The 17,309-nt window shown below is 71.8% G+C and carries 17 protein-coding genes and 1 riboswitch; of the genes, 4 read left to right on the forward strand and 13 right to left on the reverse strand.

The window, feature by feature from the left end; all coding sequences use genetic code 11:
- The first annotated feature begins 64 nt into the window (after positions 1 to 64).
- Entirely contained in the window at positions 65 to 1,171 is a 1,107-nt protein-coding gene (ald, locus tag DEIMA_RS10495) for an alanine dehydrogenase (protein WP_013557235.1), read from the forward strand.
- 50 nt (positions 1,172 to 1,221) lie between these two features.
- Here ald and DEIMA_RS10500 read toward each other — a convergent pair whose 3' ends face one another.
- Positions 1,222 to 1,806, reverse strand: a complete 585-nt coding sequence (locus tag DEIMA_RS10500; RefSeq protein ID WP_013557236.1) for a TetR/AcrR family transcriptional regulator — start codon at positions 1,804 to 1,806, stop codon at positions 1,222 to 1,224.
- 74 nt (positions 1,807 to 1,880) lie between these two features.
- On the opposite strand from DEIMA_RS10500, the gene DEIMA_RS10505 reads away from it, so the two are divergent.
- Entirely contained in the window at positions 1,881 to 2,417 is a 537-nt protein-coding gene (locus DEIMA_RS10505; protein ID WP_013557237.1) for a hypothetical protein, read from the forward strand.
- Between the two features lie 52 nt (positions 2,418 to 2,469).
- Here the strand turns inward: DEIMA_RS10505 and cobT are convergent, their stop codons facing one another.
- From cobT to DEIMA_RS10560, 11 genes are all read right to left on the reverse strand, one after another.
- On the reverse strand, positions 2,470 to 3,546 hold the full coding sequence (cobT, locus tag DEIMA_RS10510; RefSeq protein WP_013557238.1) for a nicotinate-nucleotide--dimethylbenzimidazole phosphoribosyltransferase: 1,077 nt from the start codon (positions 3,544 to 3,546) through the stop codon (positions 2,470 to 2,472).
- A gap of 24 nt (positions 3,547 to 3,570) precedes the next feature.
- Complete coding sequence (gene cobU, locus DEIMA_RS10515; protein ID WP_013557239.1) at positions 3,571 to 4,080, reverse strand: bifunctional adenosylcobinamide kinase/adenosylcobinamide-phosphate guanylyltransferase; 510 nt, start codon at positions 4,078 to 4,080, stop codon at positions 3,571 to 3,573.
- Positions 4,070 to 5,389 carry a cobyrinic acid a,c-diamide synthase CobB gene (locus DEIMA_RS10520; protein WP_013557240.1) on the reverse strand — a complete coding sequence of 440 codons (1,320 nt, stop codon included), beginning with the start codon at positions 5,387 to 5,389 and terminating at the stop codon, positions 4,070 to 4,072. The genes cobU and DEIMA_RS10520 overlap by 11 nt, the downstream gene beginning before the upstream one ends.
- Complete coding sequence (locus DEIMA_RS10525; RefSeq protein WP_013557241.1) at positions 5,386 to 6,828, reverse strand: cobyric acid synthase; 1,443 nt, start codon at positions 6,826 to 6,828, stop codon at positions 5,386 to 5,388. The genes DEIMA_RS10520 and DEIMA_RS10525 overlap by 4 nt, the downstream gene beginning before the upstream one ends.
- Positions 6,825 to 7,871, reverse strand: coding sequence for a pyridoxal phosphate-dependent aminotransferase (locus tag DEIMA_RS10530; RefSeq protein WP_013557242.1), 1,047 nt, complete (start codon positions 7,869 to 7,871; stop codon positions 6,825 to 6,827). The genes DEIMA_RS10525 and DEIMA_RS10530 overlap by 4 nt, the downstream gene beginning before the upstream one ends.
- Entirely contained in the window at positions 7,864 to 8,778 is a 915-nt protein-coding gene (locus DEIMA_RS10535) for a CobD/CbiB family cobalamin biosynthesis protein (protein ID WP_043816660.1), read from the reverse strand. Before DEIMA_RS10535 ends, DEIMA_RS10530 begins: the two co-directional genes overlap by 8 nt.
- Positions 8,768 to 9,385, reverse strand: a complete 618-nt coding sequence (cobO, locus tag DEIMA_RS10540; RefSeq protein ID WP_043816662.1) for a cob(I)yrinic acid a,c-diamide adenosyltransferase — start codon at positions 9,383 to 9,385, stop codon at positions 8,768 to 8,770. Before cobO ends, DEIMA_RS10535 begins: the two co-directional genes overlap by 11 nt.
- A 23-nt stretch (positions 9,386 to 9,408) precedes the next feature.
- Positions 9,409 to 10,272 carry an ABC transporter substrate-binding protein gene (locus tag DEIMA_RS10545; RefSeq protein WP_013557245.1) on the reverse strand — a complete coding sequence of 288 codons (864 nt, stop codon included), beginning with the start codon at positions 10,270 to 10,272 and terminating at the stop codon, positions 9,409 to 9,411.
- Between the two features lie 126 nt (positions 10,273 to 10,398).
- Positions 10,399 to 10,540, reverse strand: a riboswitch (cobalamin riboswitch).
- Positions 10,541 to 10,556: 16 nt separating this feature from the next.
- On the reverse strand, positions 10,557 to 11,006 hold the full coding sequence (locus tag DEIMA_RS10550; RefSeq protein WP_013557246.1) for a hypothetical protein: 450 nt from the start codon (positions 11,004 to 11,006) through the stop codon (positions 10,557 to 10,559).
- 78 nt (positions 11,007 to 11,084) lie between these two features.
- Positions 11,085 to 11,648 carry a histidine phosphatase family protein gene (locus tag DEIMA_RS10555; RefSeq protein ID WP_013557247.1) on the reverse strand — a complete coding sequence of 188 codons (564 nt, stop codon included), beginning with the start codon at positions 11,646 to 11,648 and terminating at the stop codon, positions 11,085 to 11,087.
- Positions 11,641 to 12,372 carry an adenosylcobinamide-GDP ribazoletransferase gene (locus DEIMA_RS10560; RefSeq protein ID WP_013557248.1) on the reverse strand — a complete coding sequence of 244 codons (732 nt, stop codon included), beginning with the start codon at positions 12,370 to 12,372 and terminating at the stop codon, positions 11,641 to 11,643. The genes DEIMA_RS10555 and DEIMA_RS10560 overlap by 8 nt, the downstream gene beginning before the upstream one ends.
- 325 nt (positions 12,373 to 12,697) lie before the next feature.
- On the opposite strand from DEIMA_RS10560, the gene DEIMA_RS10565 reads away from it, so the two are divergent.
- Positions 12,698 to 13,291 (forward strand): hypothetical protein, encoded by a 594-nt coding sequence (locus tag DEIMA_RS10565; RefSeq protein WP_013557249.1) that lies wholly within the window; start codon positions 12,698 to 12,700, stop codon positions 13,289 to 13,291.
- A 526-nt stretch (positions 13,292 to 13,817) separates the two neighbouring features.
- Positions 13,818 to 15,791, forward strand: a complete 1,974-nt coding sequence (gene metG / locus DEIMA_RS10570) for a methionine--tRNA ligase (protein ID WP_013557250.1) — start codon at positions 13,818 to 13,820, stop codon at positions 15,789 to 15,791.
- 58 nt (positions 15,792 to 15,849) lie between these two features.
- Here the strand turns inward: metG and DEIMA_RS10575 are convergent, their stop codons facing one another.
- Positions 15,850 to 17,286 carry a glycoside hydrolase family 13 protein gene (locus DEIMA_RS10575; protein WP_013557251.1) on the reverse strand — a complete coding sequence of 479 codons (1,437 nt, stop codon included), beginning with the start codon at positions 17,284 to 17,286 and terminating at the stop codon, positions 15,850 to 15,852.
- Positions 17,287 to 17,309: the final 23 nt, after the last annotated feature.

The following is a 17,309-nucleotide window of genomic DNA, read 5'->3' on the forward strand; positions in this document are numbered from 1 at the left end:
ATTCGTTAGGATGAAAGCAACTCCAACGAACGTCATCCCCACGCGGGATGGAAGGGAACGCATCATGATCATTGGCCTGCCGAAAGAGATCAAAGTTAAGGAAAACCGCGTGGCACTCACGCCCGGGGGCGTCGCCAGCCTCGTGCGCCGCGGCCACACCGTCATCGTGGAACGCAGCGCCGGCGTGGGCAGCGGCATCCAGGACACCGAGTACGAGCAGGCCGGCGCGCAGCTCGGCAGCGCCGCCGAGGCGTGGGCCGCGCAGATGGTCGTGAAGGTCAAGGAGCCCATCAAGAGCGAATACGGGTACCTCCGCCCGGACCTGCTGCTGTTCACGTACCTGCACCTCGCTGCGGACCAGCCCCTCACGGACGCCCTGCTGAGCGCCGGCACGACCGCCGTTGCGTACGAGACGGTGCAGCTCGACGACCGCAGCCTGCCGCTGCTCACGCCCATGAGTGAGGTCGCGGGCCGCCTGAGCGTGCAGGCCGGCGCGTACCACCTGCAAAAGCCCATCGGCGGGCGCGGCGTGCTGCTCGGCGGCGTGCCGGGCGTGCAGGCGGGCCACGTCGTCGTGATTGGCGGCGGCGTCGTCGGCACGAACGCCGCGAAAATGGCCATGGGCCTCGGCGCGAAGGTCACGGTGCTGGACGTGAACCACGGGCGCCTCTCGTACCTCGACGACGTGTTCTTCGGGAAGCTCACCACCATGATGAGCAACGAGGCGAACATCCGCTCCATCCTGCCCGAAGCGGACCTCGTGATCGGCGGCGTGCTGATCCCCGGGGCGAAGGCGCCGCACCTTGTCACGCGCGACATGCTGGCGACCATGCAGGAAGGCAGCGTCATCGTCGACGTGGCGGTGGACCAGGGCGGATGCGTGGAGACCATTCACGCGACGACGCACGACGATCCCACGTACATCGTGGACGGCGTGATCCACTACGGCGTGGCGAACATGCCGGGCGCGGTGCCGCGCACCAGCACGTTCGCGCTCACGAACCAGACCATTGGGTACGTGCTGCAGCTCGCGGACAAGGGCGTGGAGGCACTCAGCGCCAGCAAGCCGCTGCTGCGTGGCCTGAACACCATCGGCGGGAAGCTGACGTACGCGGGCGTCGCGGAAGCGTTCGGCCTGACGTACACCGCGCCTGAAGTGGCGCTGGCGTAACCGTACCCCGGCAGAGCGGGCGGCCTTGGATGGGCCGCCCGCTCTGCCGTTCAGGGGACCAGGCGGGCGAGGTGCGCGTCGAGGGTGCCCGTGGCCTGCTCGGGGGTGAGCTTGCGCATCAGGAGGTGCAGGGTGAGGCCGTCGAGCAGGGCGTGCAGCGCGAGGGCTTCGGTGGTGGGGTCCGCGCCGGGGGTGAGCAGGTTGCGGCGCTGCAGCGTCCAGAGGCCGTCGTGGAAGGCGGCGTGCAGGGCGTCGAAGGCGACGCCCTGGGTGTCCGCGAGCTGCGGGGTGGCCTGCCCCTGCGCGACGAAGGCGAGCCAGATGCCGGCTTCGAGGGTGCGTTCCTCGTCGAGGGGGAGGAACTGGTGGAGGATGGCGCGCAGCTGCGTGCGTGGGGGGCCGCTGACGTCGGTGTGCTCGATGCGGGCGTTGACGCGGTCGCTGACGTGCTGCGCGGCGAAGGCGAGGATGGCTTCGCGGGTGGGGAGGTAGTGGCGGATGGCGCCGGTGGACCAGCCGGTGGCGTCGGCGAGGTGGCGCAGGGTGACGTGTTCGATACCGCCGGTGCGGATGAGCGCCCAGACGGCCTGGGCGAGTTCCTGACGGCGGGTTTCGTGGTTGACTTGCCGGGGCATCTCCTCTTTTTAGCACGTTTGTGCTATATAAAGAGCTAAGGTTTTCGCACACTTGAGCGAAATAAGGAGGCGAGATGACCTACACCCTGCTGATCGCACTCGAAGTCCTGTTCTGGGCCCTGCTCCTCGGCGGCCTGCTCACCCGCTACGCCCTGCAGCACCCCCGCCTCGGCGCGCTCCTGCTCACCCTCGCGCCACTCACCGACCTTGCCCTGCTCGGCCTCAGCGCCGCCGACCTCCACCGGGGCGGCACCGCCACCTTCGCGCACGCCCTCGCGGCCGTCTTCATCGCCCTCAGCGTCACCAGCGGCCGGACCATGCTCCGCACCCTCGACCACCTCGTCCAGCGCGGCCTGCGCCGCCAGCCCCTTCAACGGCCCAGGCTCACCGGCCACGCGCACGCCCACGCCGAACGCCGCGGATGGCTCGTCCACGCCGCCACCTGGCTCATCGGCACTGGCCTCATGCTCGGCGCTGCCGCCTGGATCGCCGCGCCCGAACGCACCGCCGCCCTCACCGGCGCCGCACGCCTCTGGACGCTGATCCTCGCCATCGACTTCCTGGTTTCATTCAGCTACAGCCTCTGGCCCCGCAAGCCCCACAACGCCTGAGCAACAGCGGGTGGGGCGCAGCGTGTACGCTGCGCCCCACCCGCTGCCCGCCTCACGGGGCGCCCGGCACCCCCGCCTCCGCGAACGTCTGCATCTCCCGCAACGTCGCCGCCGCACCCAGCAGCAACGGCGCGGCCAGCACGCCCCCCGTCCCCTCCCCCAGGCGCAGCCCCAGGTGGAACATCGGCGTGAGCCCCAGGTGCGCCAGTTGCGCAGCGTGCCCCACTTCCGCGCACTCCCCCGCCGGGAACAGGTACGCGCGCAGGTGCGGCTGGAGGGCCACGCCCACCAGGGCCGCGCTGCCCTCCACGAACCCGTCCAGAATGATCACGCAGCGCGCCCCGGCCGCCTGCAGCATCACGCCCAGCATGAACGCGATCTCCAGCCCGCCCAGGTCCGCGAGAACGCCCAGCGGGTCGGCAGGGTCACTGCCGCCGCGTGCCAGCGCCGCCTCGATCACGCGGACCTTGCGCTCCAGCGTGTCGTCCGTGACGCCCGTCCCACGGCCCGTCACGGCGCGCGCCGGCACGTTCAGCAGGCGCGCCGTGAGGGCCGCCGCCGGCGTCGTGTTCCCGATGCCCATCTCGCCAGGAATCAGGACGTCCGCGCCGCCCTCCATGGCCTGCGCGGCGAGGCGCGCGCCCGCGAGGATCGCCGCTTCGGTTTCCTCGCGGGTCATGGCCGCCTCCGCGCGGAGGTTGCGGGTGCCGCGGCGGATCTTCAGGGCGTGCAGGCGCGGATGCGCGGGCAGGTCCGCGTTCACGCCCACGTCCGCGACCAGCACCTGCGCGCCGAGGGTGCGCGCGAGGGCGTTTACGGCCGCGCCGCCCGGACCGGCCGGGGTGTCCGCGAGGAAGTTCGCGACCATCGCGGGCGTCACCTCGGGCGGAAAGGCGCTCACGCCCTCCGAGACGACGCCGTGGTCACCGGCGGCCACAATGACCGTCACGCCCTGCGGGTGCGGCGTGGGCGTGCCGAACGCGCCCGCGAGGCGCACACTCAGGTCCTCCAGTGCGCCGAGCGCGCCGGGCGGCTTCGTGAGCTGCCCCTGGCGCGCTCGGGCGGCGCGCATGGCGTCTTCGTCGGCAGGCTGAATAGACTGAATCAGGCGGTGCAGTTCCGGGTTCATGAGGGCTCCGTTCGGGTCAAGGGCTTATTTGAGGCGCAGCGGCAGGCCGCTGGCGAGCAGGTACGCTTCGGTGCTGGCGCGCGCGGCGCGCTGGTTCGCCCAGCCGAGCACGTCGCGGTAACGGCGCGCGAGAGCGTTGTCCGGGACGATGCCCAGGCCCACCTCATTCGTCACGACGATCAGGGTGCGGGTGTTCTCGGCGAGCAGGTCGTCCACGCGGCGCAGGATGGCGTCGTCAGGGTGGTCGGCGAGCATCAGGTTGCTGACCCACAGGCTCAGGCAGTCGAGCAGCACGACCGGGTGGCGGGCTGCTCGGAGCGCACCAGCGACGTCGAGGGGTTCTTCGAGGGTGTCCCACGCGGCGGGCCGGTCGGCGCGGTGCCGCCCGATGCGGTCGCGCATCTCGTCGTCGAACGCCTGCGCCGTCGCGAGGTACGTGACGCCCGCGCCGCCCAGCGCGTGCGCGCGCGCCTCCGCGAAGGCGCTCTTGCCGCTGCGCGCCCCGCCCGTCACGAACACGAGCTCAGCGGGCACGTTCAGCCTCCGTCAGGAAGCGCTCCACGAACGCCGGGTCCGCGGCGAGGTGCAGGTGCAGGTAGCTGGCGAGGACGTTGCCGCGCGCGTACCCTTCGGGCGTGCCGTTCACGTCGTACGCTGGGTGCGTCGGCGCGTGCGTCAAGGCGCTGTAATGAAACTCGTGCGCTCGCACCGGCGCGCCCGCCGGTGCGAGCGGCGTGTCCGCGAGGGCGCGCGCGTCGCGGTAGCCGAGTGTGAGGCGGCCGGTCATGCGCGTGCGGTACGGGACGACGCCGCACATGGCGTGCACGTCACCGCGCTCGTCCTCCAGGTGCTCCGAGAGGTACATCAGCCCGCCGCACTCCGCGACGACGGGCCGCCCGGACGCCGCGAACGCCTGCACGGACGCGCGCATGCCCGCGTTCGCGGCGAGGGCCGCCGCGTGCGCCTCGGGGTAGCCGCCGCCGATCAGCAGGGCGTCCGCGTCGGGCACGCGCTCGTCGCGCAGCGGGCTGAACGGCACGAGGTCCGCGCCCGCCTGTTCGAGCGCGTCGAGCGCGTCCCAGTAGTAGAAGCTGAACGCTTCGTCGCGGGCGAGGGCCACGCGCACGCGGGCGTCCGCCCGCGCCGTCCGTGCCGGCGTGGGCAGCGGCGCGCGGGTGGTCGCGGCCAGGAGCGCGTCCAGGTGGAGGGTGGCGGCCGCGCCGAGCAGCGCGGCTTCGTCGTGCGGGTGCGTCTCGGCGGCGAGCAGGCCCAGGTGGCGGGCGGGCAGCCCGAGCGCGGGGGTGCGCGGCACGAACCCCAGGACGGGCAGGCCCACCTGCGCGAGCGCCGCCTCGCACAGCTGCGCGTGGCGCTCACTCCCCACACGGTTCAGGATGACGCCCGCGACGTGCAGGTCCGGCGCGAAGTCCCGCAGGCCCGCCGCGACCGCCGCGACGGTCCGCGCCATGCCGCCCGCGTCGATCACGAGGACGACGGGGCAGTCGAGGGTGCGCGCGAGGTGCGCGCTGGAGTGCAGGTCGCTCGTGGGGTCGCGGCCATCGAACAGGCCCATGACGCCCTCGATGACGCTCACGTCGGCGTCCGCGCTCGCGCGCGCGAACAGGGTGCGCAGCGTCTCCTCGGGCAGCAGGAAACTGTCGAGGTTCCGCGCGGCCTGCCCGGCCGCGCGGCTCAGGTGCGTCGGGTCGAGGTAATCCGGGCCGGCCTTGAACGGTTGCACGCGCAGGCCGCGCGCGCGCAGGCCCGCGAGGATGGCGCTCGTAACAGTCGTTTTGCCGCTGCCGGAGTGCGGCGCGGCAATCAGGAACCGGTGGGGGCTCACGCGCGGCCTTCCGCGAGGCGGACGATCAGGTCCCAGTCGAGGTGCGTGCGCGTCGCGGCGGCGAGGCGGTCGAGGCGGGCGTCCAGCGCGGCGAGCGCGTCCGGCGCGGGCAGGCCGGCCCAGCCGAGGAACGCGCTCAGGTACGCGGGGTTCTCGAGGATGCCGTGCAGGTACGTGCCGCGCACGTTCCCCTGCCGCCACAGCCGCTCGGGCGCGAGCGTGGTCACGCCCTCTCCCGCGTCGGTGACGCCGTGGTGAATCTCGTAGCCGTGCAGGGCCGCGCCGGTTTCCGGGTCGTGCAGTTCGGTGACGCGCGTGGTCTTCTGCGGCGCCATGACGGTCCGCAGGTCCAGCAGGCCCAGGCCGGGCGCGGCGCCGCCGCCCTCGATGCCGTGTGGGTCGAGGACTTCGGTGCCGAGCATCTGCAGGCCGCCGCACACGCCGAGCACGGGCATGCCCGCGTGCGCGGCGCGGGTGACCGCTCCGGCCAGGCCGGACGCGCGCAGCCACGCGAGGTCCGCGATGGTGGCCTTGCTGCCCGGCAGGATGATGGCGCGCGCGCCGTCGAGCTCCTCGGGGCGGGTCACCCAGCGGGCGAGCGGGCCGAGCGGCGCGAACTCGTCGAGGTTGCTGACGCGCGGCAGGCGCGCGATGGCGACGGCGCCCTCCGCCCCGTCGTGGCCCCGCGCGTCGGCCCACAGGCCGTCCTCTTCGGGGAGGGTGATGTCCAGCATCGGCATGACGCCCACGGTGGGCACGCCCGTCTGCGTTTCCAGCCATTCCGGCGCGGGCGCCAGCAGGCGCGCGTCCCCGCGGAACTTGTTCAGGATGAACCCGCGCAGCAGCGCGCGCTCCTCGGACGTGAGGCAGTGCCACGTGCCGAGCAGGTGCGCGAACGCGCCGCCCCGGTCGATGTCGCACGCGAGCAGCACGGCGGCGTTCGCCTCGCGGGCGACGCGCATGTTCACGATGTCGGACGCGCGCAGGTTCACTTCCGCCGGGCTGCCCGCGCCCTCGATAACGACCACGTCGTACTCGCTCATCAGGTCGTGCAGGGCGGCCTGCACGTGCGGCCACAGCTGCGCCTTGCGTTCACGCCATGGGAGGCTCGTGAGGCCCGGGTGGGCGCGGCCCATCAGGACGACCTGCGAGCGCGTGTCCGCCTCGGGTTTCAGCAGGACGGGGTTCATGCGCACGTCCGCCGTGACGCGCGCGGCGAACGCCTGCACGATCTGCGCGCGGCCCATTTCCAGGCCCGCGCCGCCCGCATCGGACGCGCCGCGTTCCGGGACGACGCCAGCGTTGTTGCTCATGTTCTGCGCCTTGAACGGCGCGACGCGATAGCCGGCGTCCGCGAGCGCGCGGCACAGGCCAGCGGTGAGGTAGCTTTTGCCGGCGTTGCTGGTGCAGCCCTGAATCATGATGGCGCGTGCGGTCATCCGTGGCCTTTCGGGAGGGGGTTCGCGGCGCTCAGCACGTCGTGCAGGGCCGTGACGAGGAGGGCGTTTTCGGTGGGGGTGCGGGTGGAGACGCGCAGGTGGTGCGGCTGGCCGTAGCTGGTGCAGTCGCGGGCGCGGACGCCGCGGGTCAGCAGGGCGCGGGCGACGCCGGGGGCGTCGCCGACGTGCACGGTGAGGTACGGCGTGCCCGCGTGCGTGACGGGCGCGAGGCGCGCGAGGGCGCGCGCGAGGTCACGGGCGTGCGCGGCCACGCGCGGCAGGGTTTCGGTCAAGAATGCCTGCGCGGGCGGGTCGTGGAGGGCGCGCAGGAGCGTCGCGGTGCCGGCGGGGAGGGCCCAGGCGGGCGCGAGGTTCAGCAGGGCGCGCGTGACGTCCGGTGCGGCCAGGGCGTACGCGGGGCGCGCGCCGACGAGGCCGTGCGCCTTGCCGGGCGACTGCAGCCGCACGAGGTTCGGGTGCGCGGCCGGGGCGGACAGGTTCAGGAACGGCGCGTACGCCTCGTCGAGGATCAGCAGGGCGTCCGCGCGGGCGCAGGCGTCCAGCAGGGCGTTCAGGTGGTCCTGGTGGGCGTGGTGCCCGGTGGGGTTGTGCGGGTGCCCGACGTACACGAGCGGCACGCCCGGCCGAACGGCGCCCGGCAGGTCGTCCGGCGCGGCCACCTGCACGCGCCCCCGGCCGAGCGCGACGGCACGCGCGAACTCCCCGAACGGCGCGCCGCCACTCAGGGCCACGCCGCCCGGCGGCAGGTACGCGCGCACGAGGCGGTGCAGCAGGTCCGACGCGCCCACGGCGGGCGTCACTTCGTCGGGCGCGTACCCGTGCGCGCCGGCGAGTGCGGCGCGCACATCCGTGTACGCGGGGTCGGGGTAGTGGGCGTGATCGGCGCCTCGCACGGCCTGCAGGAGGTGGGGGTTCGGGCCGTACGGGTTGGTGTTCACGCTGAAGTCCACGCCCGTAAAGGCGCGGGCGTCCGCGCCGCCGTGCGGGGCGGGCGGGAGCAGCGGGCCCTGCAGTTCAGGCACGGCGCCCGCCGATCAGAAGGGCCGGGACGGCCAGCGCGAGTGTCCAGCGGGCGAGGCGCAGCGCGCGGTCCACGTCGCCGGGTTCGGGGTCGCGGCCGCCCGCGTTCAGGGCGTACTGCCCGCGTTTCGTGAGGCGAATGCCGAGCGCGCCCGCGAAGGCGCTCATGGGGTGCCCGGCGTTCGGGCTGTCGGTGGTGCGCGCGTCCCTGCGCCACGCGCGGTGCGCGACCGCGCCGCTCAGGCCCGCGAGGGGCGTGGCCAGCAGCGCGCACACGGCCGTGAGCCGCGCGGGGGCGAGGTTCAGGAGGTCGTCGGTGCGCGCGGCGACCTTTCCGGCGTGCTCCAGTTCGGGCGTGCGGTAGCCCCACATGGCGTCGGCGGTGTTCGCGTAGCGGTACAGGGCCGCGAGGGGCAGGCCACCCGCGCGGTACGCGAGCAGCGGCGCGACCACGCTGTCGCTGAGGTTCTCCGCGAGGCTCTCAATGGCCGCGCCCGCGATCTCGGCGGCGCTCAGCTGCGCGGTGTCGCGGCTCACGAGGTGCCACGCGGTCAGGCGACGCGCGGCGGGCAGGTCCCCCGCGCGCAGGGCCGCGCCCACCTCGCCGACGGCGTCGAACAGGGCCTTGCGGGCCAGGAGCGTTTTCAGCAGGGGCGCGTCGAGCAGCCAGTGCCACCCACCAAGGGCGCGACCGACGGCGTACGCCACCGCGGCCCCGGCGGCCCAGTCGCGGGCCCCCACCATGAGGCGGGCGCGCGGGGGCCCGCTGCGCCAGCGCCGCCGACGCGCAGTCAGGTACGTGCCCATCCACACGACAGGGTGGACGCGCGCGGGCGGCTCCCCGAGCGTGTCCACCAGCAGGGCCAGCAGCAGCGCGCGCCGCGACCCTGAGTGCCGTTCAGTGCTCAATGCCTGCCTGGGCCTTGATGCCCGCCTGGTACGCGTGTTTCACGAGCGTCATTTCCGTGACGGTGTCCGCGTACGCGACGAGTTGCGGCAGCGCGTCGCGGCCCGTGATGATCACGTGCATTTTCGGGTCGCGGGCCTCCAGGGTGGCGTGCACGTCGTCCCACGCGACCCAGCCGTACTTGAGGGCGTACGTGAATTCGTCGAGGACGACCATGTCGTGCTCACCGGCGAGGATGGCGGCGCGGGCGATCTGCCAGCCCTGCGCGGCGAGGTCCGCGCTGCTCTCCAGGTCGCGGCTGCGCCACGTGAACCCGTCGCCCAGGCCCGCGAACGGCACGCCGAGCGTATCGAGCGCGCGGTGCTCGCCGAATTTCGCGCGTTCGTGCTTGATGAACTGGAACAGTTGCGTGCGCAGGCCCCGGCCGTGCGCGCGGAGCATCAGGCCGAGCGCGGCGGTGGTTTTGCCTTTGCCGTGCCCGGTGTTCACGATGACGAGGCCGCGGCGGCGCGGGCCGGTGCTGGGGCCGTCCTCCTTGACGTGCGCGTCGCGGCTCGCCTGCAGTTCACGCATGGCGGCCTCGCGGCGCGCCTGGGTGTCGTCAGTCATGGGATTTTCGGGAGCGTCGGTCATCAGAAGCGCTCCGGGTGGAGGAATTTCGCGAGGGCGCGCAGCGCGACGGGCAGGCGCGGGCCGGGGCGGGACAGCGCGTCCCGCTCCTCGGCGGTGGGCTTGAACACGCGGCTCGCCGTGACGGCGTTCAGGTTCGCCCAGCCGGGGCGCGCGCGGGCGTCCTGCGCGGTGAGGCCGATCATGACGCTCGGGTTGGCCTTCACGATGAGCTCGGGGTCGATTTTCGGGAAGTCCCCGAGGTTCGCAGGGATGACGTTCGCGCCGCCCGCCATCTTGAGGAGCACGCCGATGAAGCTGTTCGGGCCGACGCTGTACGGGCTGGGGTCGACCTCATAGTACGCGCTGACTTTCGGGGCGCCGCGCACGAGGTCCTGCACGGCGTTCAGGTCGCGGCGCATGCTCGTGATGAGCTTGGTGGCGCCCGCCTCGCGGTTCGTGAGCTTGCCGAGCGTGCCGATCTTCTCGAAGACCTCGGTGTACGTCTGCGCGGTGCCGCCATACACGGTGAGGCCCGCGTTGGCGAGCTTCTCAGTGAGGCGCGAGCCGCTGGATTCGTCGGCGAGGACCAGGTCGGGCTTCAGGGCCAGGATCGCTTCGAGGTCCGGCTGGTAGGCGCTGCCGACCTTCTTGAGTTTGTCGGTGGCGTCCTTCGGGTAGTTGCTGAAGCGGTCCACGGCGACGAGCTTGTCGCCGGCGCCGATGGCGATGAGCGTCTCGGTGTGGCTGGGCAGCATCGCGATGATGCGCCGGGGTTCGGCGTTCAGGGTGACTTTGCGGCCGAGGTCGTCGGTGACGGTCAGGGGGTATTTGGTGGCGAGCGCGGTACTGCCGAGCAGCGCGCCGAGAATCAGGAGGTGTCGCATGAATGCTCCGCCGTGCGGGCGTGGTCCCCGGGTGGGCGCACGTGAAACCCGCCCCGGACGGGCCAGGGCGGGCGCGGTTGGGCGCTCGTGGTGTTCCCTTGCCCTCTTTCGTCGAGAGGTGACGCCGCGCGGGCGTCGTCCCTGGCGGGCATTCGGGCTTGCGCGCGTGAGCGCGACCACCGTTGCGGAACAGCGCCGGATTCGCACCGGACTTCCCCACGTTCACCCCGACCTACGCGGCTCAGGGACCAGGTGAGGCGATGCTAGCACAGGGCCGCGCGGGGTCAGGGGCGAGCGAGGGCGCGGCGCGCAGCGGCGGCGGCAAGGCCGCCCGCGGCGTACCACGCAACAGTCAGGAGGGGCGTGCGGGGAGCGCGCGCGCCGGGCTGCTCGCCAAGGCCGAGCGGGCGCGGCAGGGTGGCAGCGCCCACACCGGCGCTGAGGCCCAGCAGGGCGCCGTGCGTCCACGCGCGCTCGGCGGAGCCCACGCCCACGAGGGCGTAGTAGGCGGTGTTGGAGAGCACGTCGCCGAGCATGGCGCTGGCGTACAGCGCGCGGCCCCGCGGGGGCGTCGCGCCGGCAGCGCGGGCGGTGCGTGCGAGCGCGCGTTCGCCGATGACGTCCATGCGGGGCGCGTGCGGCAGGACGCGGCGGACGCCCTCGTTCAGCAGGGTGACGGTCAGGGCTCCGGCGAGGCCGCTCAGCAGGGCCGTGGGCAGGGTGGGACGGGTCATGCCTCGCAGCTTGCCGCGCGGGCGGGTGCGTTTGCTGAAGCGCCGCCCAGGGTCGCTTGAGGTTCAGCGTGATGCGGCTCAGGCGTTCAGGGTAACGAGCCACCACGCGCCCTCATGACGGCGCAGGTGCGTGACGCGCGCGGCGTGCACCTCGGCCGCGCGCAGACCCACCGTGAGGCGCAGGGCCGCGAGCACCACGCCCGCGTGCGTGAACGCCACAACCGGGCCGGCGTCCGGGAGGTCATTCAGCCACCCCTGAACGCGCGCGTGGAAGGCGCGCCCGGTGTCGCCGCCAGGCGGACCGTGGTCGGCGTGCGGGTCGGCGAGCGCGTCGATCCACGTGCGGGGCGCGTCGCCGTGCTGCGTTTCGAGGGCCGCCCAGGTGTGCCCGTGCATCACACCGAAATGCGCCTCGTGCAGGGCGGGTACGGGGCGGGCGTCCGGGACGCCCGCGAGGACGGCCGTCTCGAACGCGCGGCGCGCGGGGGACACGAACGCGGTCGCACCGGGCAGGCGACCCTGCAGGGCGCGCGCCTGCGCCCTCCCCTGCTCGCTGAGGGGCGCGTCCTCGTGCGCGTGCGGATAACGGCCATCCGCGTTCGGGGCGGTGTGCGCGTGGCGCACGAGGTACAGGTCAAGCACCCCGGCCCCAGGTGAGCGCCGTGAGGGCCGCAACCTCGGTAAGGGTGACGCACGCGCCATACACGTCGCCGTTGATGCCGCCGCCCAGGCGGCCAGCGCAGAACCGCGCGACCGCCAGCGCCGCGATGATCGCCACGAGCGCCGCGACGGGCGCGCCGGGCAGGAACAGGACCGGCACGGCCAGCAGCGCGGCCACAGGCCAGTGGCCTTCGCGGCTGCGCGCCCCGAGGCTCTCCACACGCGCAGCGGGGAACAGGTTCATGGGCGCGAGCAGCACGGCGCGCGCCAGGACCGCCGCGACGAGCGCGTCGGTGGGCCGCGCGACCTGCACGAGGCTCCACAGGCTCAGCAGGGTCAGCACGCCCGTCCCGAGACCGAACGCGCCGACGTGCACGTCCCGCAGAATCTCCAGGCGCCGCTGCGGACTCTTCATGGCGAACACGGCGTCCGCGCAGTCCACGAGGCCGTCGAAGTGCAGCATGCCGGTGGTGGCGAGCCACGCCGCGACCGCCAGGGCCGCGCGGACGCCGTCCGGGATGGGCGCGGGCACCCACAGGATCAGCGCAACAATCGCGCCGACGGCGTACCCCGCCAGGGGGTAATAGCCGCTCGCGCGCGCGAACTCGCCGTCGCGCACCTCATGGACATGCGGGAACGGCAGGGTCGTCAGAAAGGTCAGCGCGAGGTGCGCGCTACGCAGGGCATCTCGGAACACGCCCCGCATCCTAAGAGCACCGAACGACAAAGGGCAACGAGCTCCACGGTCCCTTCGGTCAAACGCCGCCTGAACGCCGATGGGCACAGTGCACCGGGAAGGCCAAGCAAAATCAGTGGGGTTCCCGTGGGCCTCACTCCGCGCGTCACGTCTTTGGGTAAACCCGGGTGGGTGTTCAGCACGCTTAGAACGGGGAGCGCGGCAAAGCAGACACCAGCGGCACCGAAGGCCGGGCGGACGGCGGCCATGAGTGCCGTGTGCTGGCCTGTGCAGGAGGCGCAACGTCCTGGCGGGTGTGTTTGATTGTGCCCCCGCACACCGTTACACTCTGGCTGTGTCCGCACCCCTCCCCGTGCCGAGTGACCCGTACACCCAGGCTGAGATCGTCACGGCGCTGGGTCAGCAGGCGGATGACCTGCACCTGTTTTTCAGGGGCGTCCCCGCAGACCGATTCTTCATGGGGACCGAAACACGCTGGGCGCCGGCGCACCACGCTCAGCATCTCGTCCAGACGGTGCGGCCGTTGGCGGCCGGTTTACCGTGGCCTGTGCTGGTTACGGCGTTGCAGAGGGCCCGCCCGCTGGCCGAACGCCTCCGCGCGCCCGGGTGGACCAAAGGTCCACCGAAACCCAGAACCTACACGCAGATCCGGCGTGATTACCAGCAGGTCCTCCGGCAGGGCGCGCGGGCCCCTGCGCGGTATGTGCCCCGGCTGCGTGCGGGGCACACGCAGGACCGGCTGGCACGTTCGGTGCAGGTGTCCATCCTGAACCTTCAAGCCGCCCTGCGGGGCTGGGACGAGTGCCGACTGGACACGCTATGGCTGCCGCACCCGCTGCTGGGTCTGCTCAGCATTCGAGAGATGATGTTTTTTACGCTTTACCACAACAGCCATCACGTGCTCGGCGTGCAGCAGCTCCTGGGCTGACTGTCCGCCCGCCTGCTCGGGTCAACGTCCGCACGAGCGTCTCTAAACGCGCATATGCCCAGCTGGCGCCGGTTGAGTGTCTGGAGTGAAGCTTGCGTCGACTTTCCTCATAGGTGTCGCCACACTGGAGTTCTCCCCCGCTTGGTTGTCCATCCTCGCAGGTGCCTGGTGCTGAGGCCTTACCCCAGCCGCCAGGCGGGCCGCTTGGGCTGTGGGGGGTTTGTCGTTCTCAGCGTGCCGAGCACTCATCTAAATCCACCCGGATGTCTGACGCGCAGAGGGAGGCCCGAAAGTGATTCATCTGATCTCTGTCCGGCCTTCTCAAGTGCGGCACCTGTCCATCTCGCGCAGGCACGTGCGCGGGGGGGGCTGGTACACTCCGGTCATGTTGAGCGCGCGTGCCCGCATGCGTCCCGCGCCGCGCGCCTGAAGTGGGTTCAGGTGGGCGGCGCGCGGCGTGGGCCGCGCGTTCTTTTGTACACTGACGCAGTTGCCGCGCCCTCGGGGCGCGATCTAAGGGGACCGCATGAGCGAGCGCAAGGAATTTTTCATTACGACGGCGATTGATTACGCGAACGGCGCGCCGCACATCGGGCACGTGTTCGAGAAGATCCTCACGGACGCCATCGCGCGGTACCACCGCCTCGCGGGGTACGACGTGACGTTCCTGACCGGCACGGACGAGCACGGCGAGAAGATCGCCAAAGCCGCCGCGAAGGCCGGGCAGACGCCGCAGCGGTTCGTGGACGACCTCAGCCTCGGCGCGTTCAAGGGCCTGTGGGACCGCCTGGGCATCGGGTACGACGACTTCATCCGCACGACCGAGCCGCGCCACAAGGCGTACGTGCAGGACGTCCTGCAGCGCGTGTATGACGCGGGCGACATCTACTACGCGGAGTACGAGGGTCTGTACTCGGTAGGGGCCGAGCGGTACGTGACCGAGAAGGAACTCGTGAACGGCGTTCTGCCCGGCGACAGTGCGCCGCCCGAGGTGCGCCGCGAGGCGAACTACTTCTTCCGCATGGAGAAGTACCAGGCGTGGCTCGTGCAGCACCTGCAGGAGCACCCGGAGTTCATTCAGCCGAGCGGGTACCGCAATGAGGTGCTGGAGATGCTGCGCGAGCCCATCGGGGACCTCAGCATCAGCCGCCCGAAGTCGCGCGTGCCGTGGGGCATCGAGCTGCCGTGGGACCCGGATCACGTGACGTACGTGTGGTTCGACGCGCTGCTGAACTACCAGTCCGCGCCGGCCAGCAAGGGCAAGGCGGCGCTGTTCAGGCACGCGTGGCACGTGATCGGGAAGGACATCCTGAAGCCGCACGCGGTGTTCTGGCCGACCATGCTCAAGGCGGCCGGGAGTGACCTGTACGAGCGGCTGATCGTGCACGCGCATATCCTCGCGGAGGACGGGCGCAAGATGGGCAAGAGCCTCGGGAACGCCATCGACCCGGGCGCGCTCGTGGACGCGTACGGCGCGGACACCGTGCGGTACACGCTGCTGCGCGAGACGACGCTCGGCGCGGACAGCCCGTACGGCGAGGGTATCCTCGTGAGCCGCCTGAACAGCGACCTCGCGAATGACCTCGGGAACCTGCTGTCCCGCACGGTCAGCATGGTGCAGAAGTACCGTGAGGGCGTCGTGCCCGCGCCGGGCCCGCGCGCAGAACGCGAGGCGGGCATCGAGGCGAGCGCGCGGGCGCTGCCGGAACGCGTGCTGGGTCTCGTGCGGGACCTGAAGATCAACATGGCGCTGGAAGCGGCGTTCGAGTTCGTGCGGGACCTGAACCGCTACATCGCGGAGAGCGCGCCGTGGGCCCTCGCGAAGGACCCTGCGCAGGCCGAGCGCCTGAACACCGTGCTGTACACGGCTGTGGAGGGCTTGCGCGTGGCGTCCGTGCTGCTGGAGGCCGCGATTCCCACGAAGGCGCGTGAGCTGCGCGCGCAGCTGGGCCTGGGCGGGCTCGCGTACCGCCTGGAGGGCGCGTGGGGCCTGACGCCCGCAGGGACGCGCGTCGCGGGCGGCGCGGTGCTGTTCCCGAAACCCGAAGTGAACCCCGAGAAGAACGCGAGCCCCGCCCCGGCGAAGCCCGCCAAGAAGGAGAAACCCGTGACGACAGAACCGAAGAGCACTCCGCAGCCCGCCGAGGCGGCGCCTGAAGCCACCCCGGACACCAGCCTGATCAGCATTGACGACTTCGCGAAGGTGGACCTGCGGATCGTTGAGGTCATCGCGGCCGAAGCGGTCGAGAAGGCCGACAAGCTCCTGAAGCTCACTGTGCGCCTCGGGGATGAGGAGCGCACTGTCGTGAGCGGCATCCGCAAGTGGTTCGCGCCGGAGGATTTGGTGGGCCGCAAGGTCGTGCTGGTCGCGAACCTGAAGCCCGCGAAGCTGCGCGGCATCATGAGTCAGGGCATGATCCTCGCGGCCGAGGACGCCGAGGGGAACCTCGACCTGCTCGGCACGCGCCTCGACATGCCCAGCGGCACGCAGGTCCGCTGAGCCTGCAAGAAGGGCGCACCCCGTGTGGGGTGCGCCCTTCTCCTGGCCGGCTGGCCGCTTATTTCGTGAGGACGATGGCGGTGCGGGGCGACACCTGGAAGGTGTGGCGTTCCGCGAAGGTGTACTGCTGGCCGGTGAGGACGTCCGTGTACGTGCCGGGCGCGAGGTTCGTGAGGGTGAGGGAGTGGGCGTGCGCGTCCGTGTTGATGAGGGCGTACGCGGCTTCGCCGCCGTGCGTGCGGGCGTACGCGAGCAGGTCGCCGTGCGCGTGCAGGACGCGGAAGTCTCCGCGGCGCAGGGGGGCGCTGGCGCGGCGCGCGTGCGTGAGCTTGCGGGTGTACGCGAGCGTGTCCGTGTCCCACGTGTCGGGGTGGTCCCAGGGGAACGCGCGGCGGCAGTCGGGGTCGGGGCCGCCGGGCAGGCCGATCTCGTCGCCGTAGTAGATGCAGGGCGCGCCGACGAAGGTCATCTGGAACGCCGTGGCGAGCCGGAAGGCGGTGGCGTCGCCGCCGACGGCGGTGAGGTAGCGGGCGGTGTCGTGGCTGTCGAGCAAGTTGAGCTGCGCGGCGACCACTTCCGGGTGGTACATGTGCAGCGTGTCGGTCATGCGCTGCGCGAAGGTCTGCGCGTCGATGGGGTCAATGTGGCCGGTGCCGCTGACCTCGTTCACGGCGTTGTTGAGGGTGCGCGCGCCGAAGTACGCGAGGGCCGGGCGGGTGAAGAGGTAGTTCATGACGGCGTCGAACTGGTCGCCGCGCAGCCAGCGGGTGGCGTCGCCCCAGATTTCCCCGACGATGTACGCGTCGGGGTTGATGGCCTTCACGCGGCGGCGGAATTCCTGCCAGAAGCGGTCGTCGTCGATTTCGTTGGGCACGTCGAGGCGCCAGCCGTCGATGCCGAAGTGCATCCAGCGTTCGGCCACGTCGAGGAGGAATTCGCGCACGGCGGGCGTGCTGGTGTTGAATTTGGGGAGCGCGCGGTTGCCCCACCAAGCGGCGTATCCGCTGGGGACGTCGGCGTCATGGTACGCGCGCAGCGGCAGGTGCTCAATGTGGAACCAGTCGAGGTACGCGCTGTGCTCGCCGTTTTCGAGGATGTCGTTGAACTGGAAGAAGCCGCGGCTGGCGTGGTTGAAGACGCCGTCGAGGACGACCTTGAGGCCGCGGGCGTGCGCGGCGTCGATGAGTTCGCGCAGGGCGTCGTTGCCGCCGAGCATGGGGTCGACGACGTGGTAGTCGTGCGTGTGGTAGCGGTGGTTGCTGGCGGACTGGAACACCGGGCAGAAGTAGATGGCGGTGATGCCGAGGTCCACGAGGTGGTCGAGGTGTTCGGCGACGCCAAGCAGGTCGCCGCCCTGGTACTTGTAGATGTGAGGGGCGGCACCCCAGGGTTGCAGGTGGTGGGGTTTGGGAACGCGGGTGCTGCGCGCGAAGCGGTCTGGGAAGATCTGGTAGAAGACGGCGTCTTTGACCCAGTCCGGAGTGGTGACGTTCACGCGGGCAGTTTACCGCCCGAACC

The organism is Deinococcus maricopensis DSM 21211 (assembly GCF_000186385.1).
GTDB classification, from domain to species: domain Bacteria; phylum Deinococcota; class Deinococci; order Deinococcales; family Deinococcaceae; genus Deinococcus_B; species Deinococcus_B maricopensis.